Annotated in this window: 14 protein-coding genes and 1 riboswitch; of the genes, 3 read left to right on the top strand and 11 right to left on the bottom strand. The window is 62.1% G+C overall.

The window, feature by feature from the left end:
- Positions 1-156 precede the first annotated feature (156 nt).
- The 6 genes from ACNOHI_RS01885 to ACNOHI_RS01860 form a co-directional block, all read right to left on the bottom strand.
- Positions 157-1,644, bottom strand: coding sequence for a DAHL domain-containing protein (locus ACNOHI_RS01885; RefSeq protein ID WP_420472931.1), 1,488 nt, complete (start codon positions 1,642-1,644; stop codon positions 157-159).
- Positions 1,641-2,540, bottom strand: coding sequence for a cytochrome-c peroxidase (locus ACNOHI_RS01880; protein WP_420472930.1), 900 nt, complete (start codon positions 2,538-2,540; stop codon positions 1,641-1,643). Before ACNOHI_RS01880 ends, ACNOHI_RS01885 begins: the two co-directional genes overlap by 4 nt.
- A gap of 195 nt (positions 2,541-2,735) precedes the next feature.
- Positions 2,736-3,968: a multifunctional CCA addition/repair protein gene (locus ACNOHI_RS01875; protein WP_420472929.1), complete on the bottom strand. Its 1,233-nt coding sequence runs from the start codon at positions 3,966-3,968 to the stop codon at positions 2,736-2,738.
- A 5-nt stretch (positions 3,969-3,973) separates the two neighbouring features.
- On the bottom strand, positions 3,974-4,687 hold the full coding sequence (locus ACNOHI_RS01870) for a glutathione S-transferase family protein (protein ID WP_420472928.1): 714 nt from the start codon (positions 4,685-4,687) through the stop codon (positions 3,974-3,976).
- A gap of 130 nt (positions 4,688-4,817) precedes the next feature.
- On the bottom strand, positions 4,818-5,768 hold the full coding sequence (locus ACNOHI_RS01865) for a complex I NDUFA9 subunit family protein (protein ID WP_420472927.1): 951 nt from the start codon (positions 5,766-5,768) through the stop codon (positions 4,818-4,820).
- A gap of 204 nt (positions 5,769-5,972) precedes the next feature.
- On the bottom strand, positions 5,973-7,919 hold the full coding sequence (locus ACNOHI_RS01860) for a transglycosylase SLT domain-containing protein (RefSeq protein WP_420472926.1): 1,947 nt from the start codon (positions 7,917-7,919) through the stop codon (positions 5,973-5,975).
- A 46-nt stretch (positions 7,920-7,965) separates the two neighbouring features.
- On the opposite strand from ACNOHI_RS01860, the gene ACNOHI_RS01855 reads away from it, so the two are divergent.
- A complete protein-coding gene (locus ACNOHI_RS01855; protein WP_420472925.1) occupies positions 7,966-8,526 on the top strand; it encodes a 5-formyltetrahydrofolate cyclo-ligase in 561 nt (186 codons plus the stop codon).
- A 6-nt stretch (positions 8,527-8,532) separates the two neighbouring features.
- On the opposite strand, the gene metF is transcribed toward ACNOHI_RS01855, so the two are convergent.
- The 5 genes from metF to metK all read right to left on the bottom strand — a co-directional run bounded on the left by metF (position 8,533) and on the right by metK (position 13,552).
- Positions 8,533-9,372, bottom strand: a complete 840-nt coding sequence (gene metF / locus ACNOHI_RS01850) for a methylenetetrahydrofolate reductase [NAD(P)H] (protein WP_420472924.1) — start codon at positions 9,370-9,372, stop codon at positions 8,533-8,535.
- Between the two features lie 2 nt (positions 9,373-9,374).
- Positions 9,375-9,713: a phage holin family protein gene (locus ACNOHI_RS01845; protein ID WP_420472923.1), complete on the bottom strand. Its 339-nt coding sequence runs from the start codon at positions 9,711-9,713 to the stop codon at positions 9,375-9,377.
- 105 nt (positions 9,714-9,818) lie between these two features.
- Complete coding sequence (ahcY, locus tag ACNOHI_RS01840; protein WP_420472922.1) at positions 9,819-11,237, bottom strand: adenosylhomocysteinase; 1,419 nt, start codon at positions 11,235-11,237, stop codon at positions 9,819-9,821.
- Positions 11,238-11,269: 32 nt separating this feature from the next.
- A riboswitch (S-adenosyl-L-homocysteine riboswitch) is annotated at positions 11,270-11,348 on the bottom strand.
- 43 nt (positions 11,349-11,391) lie between these two features.
- Complete coding sequence (locus ACNOHI_RS01835; RefSeq protein ID WP_420472921.1) at positions 11,392-12,291, bottom strand: M14 family murein peptide amidase A; 900 nt, start codon at positions 12,289-12,291, stop codon at positions 11,392-11,394.
- A 97-nt stretch (positions 12,292-12,388) separates the two neighbouring features.
- Positions 12,389-13,552, bottom strand: a complete 1,164-nt coding sequence (gene metK / locus ACNOHI_RS01830; RefSeq protein WP_420472920.1) for a methionine adenosyltransferase — start codon at positions 13,550-13,552, stop codon at positions 12,389-12,391.
- A gap of 177 nt (positions 13,553-13,729) precedes the next feature.
- Between metK and ACNOHI_RS01825 the strand changes: the two genes are divergently transcribed.
- Both ACNOHI_RS01825 and ACNOHI_RS01820 read left to right on the top strand, forming a co-directional pair.
- Positions 13,730-14,575 carry a lysophospholipid acyltransferase family protein gene (locus tag ACNOHI_RS01825; RefSeq protein ID WP_420472919.1) on the top strand — a complete coding sequence of 282 codons (846 nt, stop codon included), beginning with the start codon at positions 13,730-13,732 and terminating at the stop codon, positions 14,573-14,575.
- Entirely contained in the window at positions 14,572-15,450 is an 879-nt protein-coding gene (locus tag ACNOHI_RS01820) for a lipid A biosynthesis acyltransferase (protein ID WP_420472918.1), read from the top strand. The genes ACNOHI_RS01825 and ACNOHI_RS01820 overlap by 4 nt, the downstream gene beginning before the upstream one ends.
- The last annotated feature ends 25 nt before the right edge of the window (positions 15,451-15,475 follow it).

Raw genomic sequence — 15,475 nt, 5'->3', positions numbered from 1 at the left:
CCTGCGCCTTTGAAAATTTCTTTTGGGGTATGACTGCAGGGGAAATTCCTACAGACAATGTCTCTATTGCCAATTAGCAATAGTACTCCAAAATAACATGGCCAACTAGTTGATTTCTAAAGGGAAAATTTCAAAAATCACAAGCGCGCACCGGTTTCATCCGATACTGTCTGTCTCTGCCGGCCACACGCATTCATCGCTGAAGCAATAGCAGCCTTTGCCCTGCTGCTTGGCGCGGTACATGGCCTGGTCCGCCTGGCCGAGCAGGGTTTGCGCAGAAGGGAGCGTTGTTGCGGCACCACTTGCGGAGGCGATACCGATACTCGCGGACAGGCGTATCGCCTGGCCATCGATATCGCTGATGGCATGAAGCTCTTCCAGCACTGCCTCGGCGAGCCGCGCAGCGCCGGCAGGAACGCCAACCTCGTTCATCAGGATCACGAACTCGTCGCCGCCCAGGCGCGCGATGACATCCTCCTTGCGCACCCGCTGCCGCAGCCGCAACGCAACCTCCTGCAATGCGCGGTCCCCCGTGGCATGGCCGTAGGTGTCGTTGATCGCCTTGAATCCGTCGAGGTCGATGAACATCAGCGCCACGATCCAGCCTCGCCGCTCGGCGCGCACCATGGCCTGCTCGATCTGCGACAGCAGGTGGCGTCGGTTGATGAGGCCTGTGAGCGTATCGTGTGTTGCCAGCTCTTCCAGCAGTGCGGACTTGCGGTCCAGTTCCGCCGTGCGCTCCGCCACGCGCAATTCCAGTGTCTCGTTGGCCGCCTGCAGGCTGCGGTTGACGCGCGCGATCACCTTGTAGCTGTGCATCAGGCGCCAGGCTGCATACGTCAGCAGAGCCAGCAGGAAGCCGGAATAGACAAAGAGGTAGAGACGGTAAAGCTGCTTCTCGTGCAGCATCTCCTGGAAGGCGTCATCGAGCGCAATGTTCAGTGTATCGATGCGGCCTGCCGTTGGCGTGCCGGTGATACGCGCGATGAGTGCGTCTTCGACCGCGCGCTGCCGCAGGATGATATGGGCATGCCGGCGCAGCAGGGCGTGCTGCTCCTGCAGCGCCTCGGGCACACTGGCGTGGCCGCCATCGAGACGGGCGATGGCGGCGGAAATGCGCTCGCCCGGATCCTTTTCCGGCATCAGGTTGTAGAGCAGGATGTCGGTCAGCAGGCGATCGATATCTGCCTGCAATCTACCGGACCCGCGATGCTGCCGCACGAGCGCCTTGAATTCCTCGACCGCGGTCGGGAAGTACCGCAACGAGTTTTGCAGGAGGGCGTTCTGCGACTTGAACTGTTCGACCAGGTCTTCCTTGTCCGCGAAGGCCTGCTCCATTGCATGCACTGCTTCCTTGAGACTGCTGCCCTGCCCCATCCTGATGCCGCGGACCAGGCGTTCGCGCAGTTGCCGGACGGCGGGAAGCGGCGTCGTGAGCGGGTCGTAATTGCTGTGCAGGCCGACGCGCGATTGCAGGATGTTGGTATTCCACTCGGCGTCGAGCTGCTTCAGTTCACGCAGTGCCGGCACGACCTCGTTCTGCATCTCGGTGTCGATGGCCTGCGTCTGGTAGTAGAGATAACCGGAGATGGCCAGCAACGCGGCAAAGCCGAGCCAGAGCGGCGCGCTGCGCGGCGATTTCATTGCGCCGGTCCCGGCTGCGCATGCGCCGGCAGCGTGCCGGTCAGCGTATGGAGAAACTTGACGATCAACGCCTTGTCTTCCTGTGGCGCGGTGCGGCCCAGCTGGTACTTGATCATCACGTCGACCGCATCCTCCAGCGTGCGCGCCGAGCCGTTGTGAAAATAGGGGGCGGTCAGGGCCACGTTGCGCAGGCTCGGTACCTTGAAGACGAACTTGTCGGATTCGCGCCCGGTGACGTGAAAGCGCCCGAGATCGTATTCCTGCAGCGCGCCGTCCTGGCCCAGGTAAGGCCGTACGGCGCCAAACACCTGGAACATGTTGCCGCCGACATTGACGCCTTGATGGCACGCCACGCAGCCGTAGCTCTTGAACCTGGCATACCCCAGCTTTTCCTCAGGCGAGATGGCATCGGCCTTACCGCGCAGGTAGGCATCGAAGCGCGAAGGGGTGACCAGGGAACGCTCGAACGTCACCAGCGCATCGACCACGTTCCGCCTGTTCAAGCCCTCGCGATAAGCATTCTTGAAGTCCGTGACCAGCGACGCATCCTTGCCCAGCTTTCCAAGCACATGGTCCCAACTGGAGTCGAACACATTAGGATTGGCGATCGCCATGTCGACCTGGTCCTCGAGCGAATGTGCCTTGCCGTTCCAAAGCTGCCGGAAATTGAAGCGCGCATTCAACACCGTCGGCGAGTTGGCCGGACCGGTGCGGCCATCGACGCCGGGTGACCGAACCCGGCCATCCGCGCCGCCCTTGGCGAAGTCGTGGCAACTCGCGCAGCTGACCTTGTTGTCGCGGGAAAACCGGGTATCGAAAAAGAGCCGCTTGCCGAGCGCCACGCGCGCCGGATCGGTATCCGCTTTTTCGGGCAGGGGGCGAATCGGTTCGTCCATGCGCGGAGTCGCGGCTGCGCTTGCGGCAACACAAGCCCCCGCTAGCGCAACGACGAATCGATGCGCCCTTGCCGCAGAAGCATGTCGCGGCGGCCGGACGGGAGGAGCTGTCGGAGTCACTCTTACAGAATAGCAAGAATCCCGACAAGCAAGTCTCAAATCGTGAAGGGGCGGAGAAATCCGCAACAAGGATCGCTACGGATGCAGCCTTGCCTGATTGACAAGCTCCGCCACTGCCGCGACGCGCGCTGTGTGGACGGCCTCCGGGATGCGCTTCGGCTGATCGACATGTACGCGTGCGATCTCGCCTGCGTTGACGGAAGCCGCTGCGGCCAATGCCTGTTCCAGGTAGGGCCGCTGCGGATAGTCCCGATTTTCGAAGCCTGTCCGCCCGCGATGGTCGCACTCGGAGGCGTGCAGCATGTCGATAAAGCGCGCCGGCTTGCGAAAGGCATCGCAGCGTTCGAGCAGCTTGACGATGGTGTCGGCGCGCAGCTCGAAAGCGCGCGCAATGTTGCCGTGCTCGCGCGCTGTCATGACGGCAAGGTCGCGGCAGTCGTTGGGAATCTTCAGACGTATGCAAACCTGCTCCACGAGGTGCACGCCCTGCCCTTCGTGTCCATGGTGTTTCGGCCATGCCTCCGGTGGCGTCACGCCTTTGCCCAGGTCATGCATCAATGCGGCGCAGCGAACGGGCAGGTCGAGGCCCTGGCGCGCGGCATAGTCCGCCACCATCATGACATGCACGCCGGTATCGATCTCGGGATGATGTTGTTCCGGCTGCGGCACGCCCCACAGCACGTCCAGTTCGGGCAGGATGCGCGCAAGCGCCCCGCATGCACGCAGGACGTCGAACATCCGCGAGGGCTGGACTTCCATCAGGCCGCGCGAGAGCTCCTGCCAGACGCGTTCCGGCACGAGCGCGTCCACTTCCCCCGCTTCCACCATGGAACGCATGAGGGCGTTCGTTTCCGGGGCCACGCTGAATCCGGTGAAACGCGCGGCGAAACGCGCCACGCGGAGAATGCGCACCGGATCTTCCGCGAAGGCATCCGACACGTGCCGGAACACGCGCGCCTGCAGGTCGCCCTGCCCGCCGAACGGATCGACGATGCTGCCGTCTTCGGCCTGCGCCATCGCGTTGATCGTCAGGTCGCGCCGGACCAGGTCCTGCTCCAACGTCACGTCGGGCGAGGTGTGGAATACAAAGCCCTTGTACCCGGGCGCGGTTTTCCGCTCGGTGCGCGCGAGCGCATATTCCTCGTTCGTCTTGGGATGCAGGAATACCGGGAAGTCCTTGCCCACTGGCCGGAAACCCAGCGCCACCATGTCGTCCGGCGTCGCGCCGACGACCACATGATCGTGGTCCTGCACGGGCAGGCCCAACAGGGCATCGCGCACGGCGCCGCCGACGACATAGGTCTTCATTGGGTTCAGTCCGGATAGCTGTCGTACTTCTCCATCCGTTCGGTTTCCTTGAGCGCGCCATCGATCCACTGCGCCACGGCAGGATGGGCAACGACGCGGTCGACGTAGGCCTGGACCGCCGGCGGCAGCCACACCCCATAGGTGCGGAAACGCATGACGACCGGTGCGAAATACGCGTCGGCGATCGAGAAATCGCCGAACAGGAAATGATGCGGCCCCGAGCGCGTAAGGCAGTCTTCCCAGATCTCGCAGACACGCGCGATGTCGGCCTGCGCCTCAGGCGTGCGCCCCTTGCCGGGGAAGCTGGCGCGGATGTTCATCCACATCGCCGTGCGCATGCCGGTAAAGCCGGAATGCATCTCCGCGCAAATGGAACGCGCCACGGCGCGCGCCTCGACATCACGCGGCCACAAGCCCTTGTCGGGGAACTGCTCGGCCAGGTATTCGCAGATCGCCAGCGAATCCCACACGCTCGTCGTCCCTGCGACCAGCACCGGGACACGGCCCGCGGAGGAATACTGCGCGATCATGGAGGAAGTTTCCGGCTTGCCCAATCCAACGCGGACTTCTTCGAACGGAATGCCGAAAGCCTTCATCACCACCCACGGACGCATGGACCAGGAAGAGTAGTTCTTGTTGCCGATGACCAGTTTCAGGCCCGCCTTTTCGGCGGCGTTGAGGGTTTGCGACAAGGTCGGGTCGAGTTCTGTGCTTTGCATGCTTCCAGTCCGTTGTTCGATTGTTTTTCCGCGGCTTGGCCTGCCGTTTTCCCTTGAGGCAGGACGCAACGGGCGGCTATTGCCGCAGGGCGGTATTCGAGGATAAAGCTTTTGCGCGACTTTGCCAAACCTACATCGCTGCCGCTCCGTAGTGCGACCTTCCTCGCAGGTAGTGCGGCGCGATCGCCTCGATGGAAGACCATTTGATGTCCAGTTCCTCCGCAAGAGGACTGTGCCGGACGTTATCGACCTTCATGGAATCGAGGTTGTCCCTGCTCATCAGCGGTCCGCCGGGCATGTGCTCCAGGAAAAAGGCTTGCGTGCGTGCAAAAGCGTCCGGCACGCCGATCACCGGACGCCGGTGTCCGGAATATTCGCCGGCCAGCCGGACAAGCTGGCGCAGGGTGTAGACCTTCGGCCCGGCCAGCTCGTACACCTTTCCGATGCTGCGGTTATCCTGCAACGCCTTGACGAAGGCATGTGCCACGTCTTCGACGTACACCGGCTGGAATTTCGCATCGGCGCCCGCGAGCATCATGACAGGAAGCATTCTTTGCAGCGATGCGAACATGTTCAGGAAGCGATCCTTGTCGCCGAAAACGACGGATGGGCGGAAAATTGTCGTCGCCACTTCTGGCGCGGACATCGCGGCTGCCTCGCCGTCGGCCTTGGAGCGCAGATACATTGACGGCGCGTCAGGCGACGCCCCGAGCGCACTCATGTGCAACAAGCGCCGTACGCCATTGCGAACACACGCCTTGACGATCCGCGCAGGCAATTCAACATGCGCCTTGGCAAACTCCCGGCCGTAGCGCGAACCGGACGGGCCCGGCTTTCCATGCAGGATGCCCACAAGGTTGATGACTGCATCCTGGCCATGCATCAGCCGGTCGAGCGTTGCGTCGTCGTGGACATTGGCTTCCGCGACCTGCTCGACGTCGGGCAGGAGCAGCAAATGTGAGGCGCGCCCTTCGCGCCGCGTCGGCACGGTCACGCGGCAGTCCGCGTCCACGAGTTTCGCGATGATATGGCTGCCGATGAAACCGGTGCCGCCGATGACCAGGACGTTACGGTATGCCATGTTGCCCTCCATGATGATGTGAGCAAGGCCGCATTCCCTCCGCCGCCTCCATCGTTCTTTTTACTCCAGCACGAGGCCGTCTTCAACGCATGCTTTGCTCTTTGGACCGGATTATCCGGAAACCATGACGGCGGTCAACGGCGCGCCAGAAGCAAAAAAGCCGCATCCTGGTGGATGCGGCTTTGTCTGGCCCCGGGTTCCGCGTCAGGGAAGATCGCTTGCCACATAGCCCTTCGGCGCCACCGTTCCCAGGCGCGCCTTCAGGGATTGCGGCTTGTCCTCGAACAACGCAGCGTAATAGGTTGCGTTGGAAAGCACCTTCTTCACATAGTCGCGCGTCTCCGTGAATGGAATCGACTCGGCAAAGATTGCGCCCTCGACGGCGCGCGGCAGCGTTGAGCGCCACGCGCGAGGCCGGCCGGGCCCGGCGTTGTAGGCCGCTGTAGCCAGCGCCTGCGAGCCTTCAAGGTCATTCAGCACCATGTTCAGGTAGTTGGTACCCAGCGTGATGTTCGTACCAAGGTCATTGACCTGGTGCTGCGCGAAGTTGCCCATGCCGATCTTGCGTGCGACGAACTGCGCTGTGGCCGGCATGATCTGCATGAGGCCGGATGCGCCGACGTGTGAGCGCGCATTCATGATGAAGCGCGATTCCTGGCGAATCAATCCATACACCCAGGCCATGTCGAGGCTCAACCTTTCGGTCGCGGCATGCATGACATCGCGGAACGGCGTCGGGAAACGCTGGGTGAAATCGAATTCGGACTTGGTGCGGTCGGACGTGTTGACCATGCGGTCCAGCACATTCTTCTGACGCGCGAATTCCGCGGCGGCGAGATGCTGACGCTCGTTCATCTTGCGCAGCTCCCAGTTCCATTCGCGGTAGCCTTCAAAACGCATGTTCAGGTCGAAGAGCTTGAGCGCGCGGCGGAAGCCGGCGTTCTCAGCCATCGGCGCGATTTCTTCGGTTGTCACCGGCTTGGCGCGCGGCGGGATGGTCACTTTCCTGCCCAGCTCCTCGAGGGCGAGCTGGCCATAGAAATTGGTCTGGTCGGCGATCGAGCCGAAAAGCTTTTTCGCCTCTTCCTGGTTACCTTCCGCGAGCTGGGCACGGCCCATCCAGTAGATCCATGCCGCGTCGTTGCGCAGCGACGGCGGCATCGCCTCGATCGTGGATTTCACCAGCTTCCATTCACCTGCGCGCAATGCTGCGCGCGCCTTCCACTGGTAACCGTCCGGCGACAGCACAGTACCATTCGTGCGGTGCCAGTAGACGATCGCATCGGGCGCCAGCTTCATGGAGGATTGCAGCGCGATCTGGGCCCAGGCGTGTTCGCGCTCGCGTTCGTTGAGCTGCTCGGCGAACTTGACCAGGGCGTTCACGGCACGCGAAGGATCGTTCTTTGCGCTGCGTCCCAATGCGAGGATGAACACTTCTCGGGAGGCGCGGTTGCCGCCCGGTCCGCGCGCGAGGATCGTGTCCGGCTTCTCGAAGGCCTGCACGAGGGCGTTCTCGTTGGCCTCGGTCACCGGCGCCATTCGGCGCAGGGTATTGGCAAAACCGGATTCGCCGACCATGCGCGCATAGGTCCACACATCATCAAGCGTGAACTGGTTCGCCTGAACGAGTGTCGAGATCAGCGCCGGGCAGGCTTCGCCGTAATTCTGGGTATTGACGAGCACGGCGCGTGCATCGTCCTTCACATCCTGGCCCTTGAGCGCCTTCGACATCAAGGCATAGCACTTGACCTGGTTGTCGTCATTCAGGACGAACTGCGGATACTGCTCGTCGAACAGCGTCCAGTTGCGCGCACGCCCAAGTTCCAGGAGCCAGTCGTTGCGCAACCGGTCGGCGATCGCGGAGCCGTCGTAGCGGGAAAGGTAGTCGCGGATTTCCTGCTCCCCGGCGGCGTTGATGCGGGGCCGCAGGCGGAAATAATCGACATAGGAGGGAATGGCATAATTGCCAAGGCGCGATGCCAGTTCCGTCGCGCGTGGCGCATCGCCATTGCGCGATGCTTCGCGTAGCGCCACGAAGACCTCGTCGTCATTGGCAAAGGCAGCAGGCTTTTTCGCCAGCGCAGCCGGTGCAAACAGCACCGATGTGGCGGCGGCGAATGCAATACCTGCAATCCATTTCATTTGAAACATCTATCGAACCTTCAATACTCTACGTTTTGTAGGATAGCATGTGACCATGCCGGACAACACCGCACAAAAATCCGCCCTGCGGCGCGAGCTGCTTGCGAACAGACAAGCGATTACATCCGAAGTTCGAAATGCGATGGATGCCGCCATCGCACGGCAGGTCATCGCTTGGCACGATGCTCATCCTGCCGGCATTCTCGGCGTGTACTGGCCCATCAGGGGCGAGCCGGATTTGCGCGAATGCTATGCCGTCCTGGCCGAGCAGGGTACGCGGCTCGCGCTCCCTATCGTAGTGGACCGAAACGCGCCGCTGCGCTTCCTCGCATGGGAACCGGGCGATGCGATGATCAAGGACAGCTTCGGCGTCGCCATCCCCGCCTCCGGCGAGGAAGTGCGACCGGGCGCGCTACTGATTCCCTGCGTCGGATTCAACGAACAGCGGTTTCGCCTGGGGTATGGCGGCGGCTTCTATGACCGCACGCTTGCACAGGCCGGGCGCCCCGTCACCGTCGGCATCGCCTACGCGCAATCACGCGCACGCTTTGACGCCGACGCCCACGACGTTCCGCTGGACTACGTCATTACTGAAATAGAAAGAGGAACGCCGTAGTTCCTGTCAGCCCGCGGAGAGATTCAGCCGCTTCCAGAGCGCCGTCGTCGCCGCTGCCTGGTTCAGCGAGTAGAAGTGCATGCCGGGCACGCCGCCCGCCAGCAAACGCTCGCACAACCCGGTGACGACGTCGAGGCCGAATGCCTTGATGGATTCCGTGTCGTCCCCGTAACTTGCCAGTTTCAGGCGAACCCAGCGCGGGATCTCCGCGCCGCACATCTCCGAAAAGCGCATCAGCTGCGAGTAGTTCGTGATCGGCATGATGCCTGCCACGACCGGAACGTTCACACCCGCCTTGCGCGCCTCGTCGACAAAGCGGAAGTAGGCATCCGCGTTGTAGAAATACTGGGTGATGGCGGCATTGGCGCCCGCATTCACCTTGCGCACGAAATTCTGCAGGTCGTCCTGAGGTGACTTCGCCTGCGGGTGCATTTCCGGATAGGCCGCCACTTCAATGTGGAACCAGTCGCCGGTTTCGGCACGAATGAATTCCACCAGCTCGTTCGCATAGCGGAATTCGCCCGCCCCGCCGTAACCGCTAGGCAGGTCGCCGCGCAGGGCGACGACCCGGCGAATGCCGTTGGACTTGTACTCGTTGAGGATGGCGCGGATGCTCTCGCGCGTGCCGCCGACGCAGGACAGGTGCGGCGCCGCATCGTGGCCCTCGCGCTTGATCTCGAGGACGGTTTCCAACGTGCCCTTCTGCGTCGAACCGCCGGCGCCAAAGGTCACCGAAAAGTACTTCGGATTGAGCTCGGCCAGTTTCGCGCGCGTCGCGCGCAGTTTTTCCACGCCTTCCGGCGTCTTCGGCGGGAAAAACTCGATACTGAAATTTTTCTGTGTCATGGTTACTTGAGTATCAAGGCAGACAAGGCCCACGAAATCAGGCTGTACAGGAGCGCCGCCATCATCGCCGACCAGAACCCCGCCACCTGGAAGCCGCCGACGAAATTGGCGACCGCCCAGAACAGGAGTCCGTTGATGACGAAGATGAACAGGCCGAGCGTCAGCACGGTCACCGGCAAGGTCAGCAACACCAGGATCGGTCGGATCAGCACGTTGACCAGTCCGAGCACGAGCGCCGCGACGAGTGCGGTCGTGAAGCTTTCCACGCGCACGGATTGCATCAGGTAAGGCAATGCAAACAGGGCCGCGGCATTGATGAGCCAGGTGACAAGCAGGCGCATGGTTTTCCTCCCTAGGGTCAACCTTCCATTTCGCCGGATCGCACGCGGTCCGGCGAGCTTGCTTCGTGGGGACGCATCCTCCGCAGGCGCGGAGGATGTGCCGTCTTAGTAACGGTAGTGGTCAGCCTTGTACGGGCCTTCCTTCTTCACGCCGATGTAGGCGGCCTGTTCGTCCGTCAGCTCGGTGAGCTGCGCGTTGAGCTTCTTCAGCTGCAGGCGCGCGACCTTCTCGTCCAGGTGCTTCGGCAGCGTGTACACGCCGACCGGATACGCAGCGGTGTTGGTGAACAGTTCGATCTGCGCGATGGTCTGGTTGGCGAAGGAAGAGCTCATCACATAGGACGGATGGCCGGTGCCGCAACCGAGGTTCACCAGGCGGCCTTCGGCCAGCAGGATGATGCGCTTGCCGTCCGGGAAAATGATGTGGTCGACCTGCGGCTTGATGTTCTCCCAGGTGTACTGGCGCAGCGCGGCGACTTCGATTTCGTTGTCGAAGTGCCCGATGTTGCAGACGATCGCCTGGTCCTTCATCTTTTTCATGTGCTCGTGGGTGATCACATGGTAGTTGCCGGTGCAGGTGACGAAGATGTCGCCATGCTCGGCGGCGTAGTCCATGGTGACGACGCGATAGCCTTCCATCGCTGCCTGCAGCGCGCAGATCGGATCGACTTCGGTGACCCATACTTGCGCCGACAAGGCGCGCATCGCCTGGGCCGAACCCTTGCCCACATCGCCGTAGCCGGCAATGATCGCGATTTTCCCGGCGATCATGACGTCGGTGGCGCGCTTGATGCCGTCAACCAGCGATTCGCGGCAGCCGTACAGGTTGTCGAACTTGGACTTGGTGACAGAGTCGTTGACGTTGATGGCCGGGAAAGCCAGCTTGCCTTCCTTGTGCATCTGGTACAGGCGGTGCACGCCCGTGGTGGTTTCTTCGGTCACGCCCTTGACCTGTGCCAGGCGGGTCGAGTACCAGTTCGGCGATTCGGCCAGTTTCTTCTTGATGGAATTGAACAGGCAGACGGCTTCGTCGGAATCGGGATTGGCCAAGACGCCCAGGTCCTTCTCGGCGCGGGTGCCGAGGTGCAGCAGCAGGGTCGCGTCGCCGCCGTCGTCGAGGATCATGTTGGAATAGCCGCCGTCCGGCCATTCGAAGATGCGGTGGGTGAAGTCCCAGTACTCATCCAGGTTCTCGCCCTTGAACGCGAACACCGGTGTGCCGTTGTCGGCGATGGCCGCGGCGGCGTGATCCTGGGTGGAGTAGATGTTGCAGGATGCCCAACGCACCTGTGCGCCCAGCGCTTCCAGCGTCTGGATCAGCACGGCGGTCTGGATGGTCATGTGCAGGGAGCCAGTGATGCGCGCGCCCTTGAGGGGTTGGGAAGCGGCAAATTCCTCACGGATGGCCATCAGGCCGGGCATTTCCGTTTCGGCAATCTTGATCTCCTTGCGGCCCCAATCGGCCAGGCTGAGATCGGCGACAAAGAAATCCTGCTGGGAAGTATTCGAGATAACGGCGCTCATCACGCCCTCCTTTCCTGGAAAATTAGAAAAAAGTAACGTGAGCGCCGTTGCGAAAAAGATATCCAAGCCTGACACGGATCGCGGGGAACCGTGCTGCAACGCTCCTTGGAGCCTGAATTATAACTCAGGGAAATCAGGCAAAACTCAACAAACTTCAGTGATCGACCAACGCCTTATTCGAGGTGCGCTGGATCGGAGAAGTCTTTCCTGCCGGCACGCTGCGTTCGATCCACGACAGCATGTCCCGCCAGATGCGCTGCACTTCGTCCTTCGGCGGCATGGCCAGCGCGTTGGGCAGCTCGATGGTGATGACCGGGACATTCTTGTGCATGCCGCCGTAATTACCGAGCGAGCCGGGGTAAACACCGACCCGGCTGTAATAGAGCCGCCCGAACTGACGGGGCGGTTTGGCTGGTCCGTCGAAATCCAGCACGCCGAAGGGCGCATGCACGGAAATGATCACGTGCGGCTTGAAGCGCTCCATTTCCGCATTCAGCCAACGGCTTTCCGGCTCGGAGAGCGGCGACTGGCCTGGGAAGCGGCGCGGGTCGCTGCCGGTCGTCTTCATCCAGTAGCGCTTGGCATCCTGCTCCCAGCCCGGCGTCGGGAAATTGCGATTCAGGTCCACGCCGTTGGCGTTCACGCGCTGCGGCTTCGCTGCCATCAGGCCGTCCGGATTGACCACAGGGGCAACATGCCAGTGGAAGGTTTGTGCCGCCGGGGTCTGCAGCGACTGCATCCATTCGAACACAATGGCTGCTGCGGTCAATTCGTCGCCGTGAATCCCGCCGAGCAGAAGGACGCGCACAGGCTCGCCGTTCTTTCCGGGCTTCGCCGGCGGAATGGAACGCATCAGGATGGGAAAACCATTACGTGACGTCGCGCCGGAGGGCTGGAGCCCGCTTCGCTGACAGGTTGCGACATTCACGCCGGGAAGCCGGGGTGTGAGACGCTTGCACCATTCAGCCTGCTGAGCAGCGTTGGCCGGAGCGGCAAACACGGGAACGCAAGCTGCCGCGGCAAACAACGCAGTGGCGAGGCGGATCAATCGCACGATATAACTTCATCCAAAATGAATTCGGGCCTGCCCGAGAACTTACTCGAAACAGGCCCGCTTTGCCACACCTGCCGATGCAGGCGTCGCCGTGTTACTACAGTCCGGCAGCGGCGCGCAGCGCCTGTGCCTTGTCCGTACGCTCCCACGAGAATTCCGGCTCTTCGCGGCCGAAGTGGCCGTACGCAGCGGTCTTCGAGTAGATCGGACGCAGCAGGTCCAGCATCTGGACGATGCCCTTCGGACGCAGGTCGAACAGCTCGTGCACGAGGACGGCCAGTTGTTCATCGCTGACCACGCCGGTACCGAAGGTGGTGACCATGATCGACGTCGGCTTGGCGATGCCAATCGCATAAGAAACCTGGATCTGGCAGCGCTTGGCCAGGCCGGCGGCGACGATGTTCTTTGCGACGTAGCGGCCAGCATAGGCTGCGGAACGGTCCACCTTGGACGGGTCCTTGCCGGAGAAAGCGCCGCCACCGTGCGGAGCTGCGCCGCCGTAGGTGTCGACGATGATCTTGCGGCCGGTCAGGCCGCAGTCGCCCTGCGGACCGCCGATGACGAAACGGCCGGTCGGGTTGATCAGGTAACGGGTATTCTTCAGCCACTCGGCCGGCACTACCGGCTTGATGATTTCCTCGATGGCTGCTTCCTCGATCGCCTTGTGCTCCATCTCCGGGCTGTGCTGGGTGGACAGCACGACGGTGTCGATGGCGACCGGCACGCCGTCGACGTACTTCAGCGTAACCTGGGATTTCGCGTCCGGACGCAGCCACGGCAGACGGCCGTCCTTGCGCAGTTGCGACTGGCGCTCGACGATGCGGTGCGAGTAATAGATCGCGGCAGGCATCAGTTCCGGCGTTTCATCGCAGGCGTAGCCGAACATCAGGCCCTGGTCGCCCGCGCCCTGGTCGAGGTCGAGGCCCTTGCCTTCGTCCACGCCCTGCGCGATGTCCGGGGATTGCTTGTCATACGCGACCAGCACGGCGCAGCTCTTGTAGTCGATGCCGTAGTCGGCATTGTCGTAACCGATGCGCTTGATGGTGTCGCGGGCGACGTGGATATAGTCGACGTTGGCGGTGGTGGTAATCTCACCAGCGAGCACGACGAGACCGGTATTGCAGAGCGTTTCTGCCGCTACGCGTGCCTTGGGGTCTTGCGCCAGGATGGCGTCGAGGATCGAATCGGAAATCTGGTCCGCGACTTTGTCGGGATGACCCTCGGAAACAGATTCGGAGGTGAAAAGAAATTCATTTGCCACGTGCAGGCTCCTTATTGATGAAATGCTGACCATATGTCGCGGCCAACACGTTGAGCCTGCGACGCTTTAGCGAGATTTGTATTCCGCCTCGCAAGTTGTCTGTTAACTCGGCGGGTACAGCAATATGATATTTTACGCCTCTTCAAAAGTTTCTCAACATTTCCCTTCGCATAATTGATGCTCGTCAGTCTTTTTCGCCTGCTGTCCGGTCTGCCGCTGCCGGTTCTCCACGGCCTTGGCTCGGCGCTCGGCTGGCTGGTCTATCTGGCATCGCCGTCCTATCGGCGTAGGATGAAAGACAACATCGGCCGCGCCGGTTATGCCGGGTCGCTGTCCGCCGCCATCTCGGAAGCAGGCAAGAACATCCTAGAACTGCCCTTCGTCTGGTGCGCGCGGCCGGAGCGTGTGCTGGCGACTGCGTGCATCGAAGACTGGGACGTCGTGCAATCGGCGCTCGATGCGAAGCGCGGCATTATCTTCCTCACGCCCCACCTCGGATGCTTCGAGATCCTGGCGCAAAAGGTGGCGAGCATCGTACCGGTCACGGTCATGTACCGCCCGCCGAAGAAGTCGGCACTGAAGCCGCTGGTCGAGGACGCCCGCGCGCGCAACAATCTCGGCCTTGCTCCGGCGACACTGTCCGGCGTGCGCACGCTGCTCAAGACGCTCAAGCAGGGCAAGCTTATCGGCATCCTGCCGGACCAGGTTCCGCAGGAAGGCGAAGGCGTATGGGCCGACTTCTTCGGCAAGCCCGCCTACACCATGACGCTCCCCGCCAAGCTGCAGCAGATGACCGGCGCACCGATCATTCTTTCCTACGCACAGCGACTCCCGGGAGGGAAAGGCTTCGTGCTTCGCTTCGTGCGTTTCGATGATGAACTCACGGGCACGCCCGAGCAACAGGCTCGCGCGATCAACGCCGGCATGGAGGCGCTGATCGCACGCTGCCCGTCGCAGTATTTCTGGAGTTACAACCGCTACAAGGCGCCGGATGGCGTCGCCGGCCCCGGAGGCGAGCAATGAGGCTGCTCCTTGGCATCATGTGGCTGCTGCACTGGCTGCCGCTTTCTCTACTGGCACGCATCGGCGAAGGCGTCGGTTCGCTGCTGTTCGGCGTGATGAAATCGCGCCGTCACATCACGCTCACCAACCTGCGGCTTTGCCTGCCGCAGCTTTCCGAGGAGGAACGCCACGCCATCGCAAAACAGCACTTCCAGGCATATGCGCGCAGCGTGCTGGAGCGCGGCCTGCTGTGGTGGGCGCCGGAATCCCGTCTGCGGCGGCTGATCCGCGTCGAGCCGCGCGTGCCGCTCGACACCATCCAGTCCGGACCGACCATCCTCCTCTGCCCGCATTTCGTCTCGCTGGACGTGGCGGGCGTCGCCACCGTCCTGGAAACGAACCTCTGCTCGATCTACACGAAGCAACAGAACAAGGTGTTCGACGAAGCCTTGCGCAAGGGCCGCTCCCGCTTCCGTGCCGTCCGGCTGTTTTCGCGCGGCGAAGGCGTCAAGCCGATCATCCGCGCGATGCGCGAAGGACTGCCCTTCTTCATGCTGCCCGACATGGATTTCGGCGAAAAGGATGCGGAGTTCGTGCCGTTCTTCGGCATTCCCGCTGCAACACTCACAGCCCCTGCGCGCATTGCAGGAGCAACGGGCGCCAAGGTCGTGCCGGTCATTGCGACCTATCTGCCGGATTACCAGGGGTGGAAGGTCACCTTCCATCCGCCCTGGGAGAACTATCCCGGGGATGATATCGTGGCCGCGACGCGCCGCATGAATGCCTTCATCGAAGACCGTGTCATGGAGGCACCGTCCGAATACTTCTGGGCCCACAAGCGCTTCAAGACGCGTCCGCAAGGTGTCCCCAGCGTCTACGGCAAGCCGTCTCCCTGAAATGCGTCCACACGCCGGGCTATAA

The organism is Noviherbaspirillum sp. ST9, from assembly GCF_048799745.1.
Lineage (GTDB): Bacteria > Pseudomonadota > Gammaproteobacteria > Burkholderiales > Burkholderiaceae_D > Noviherbaspirillum.
The sequence above is the reverse complement of the archived record's forward strand: the minus strand, read 5'-3'. Positions and strand labels throughout refer to the sequence as shown.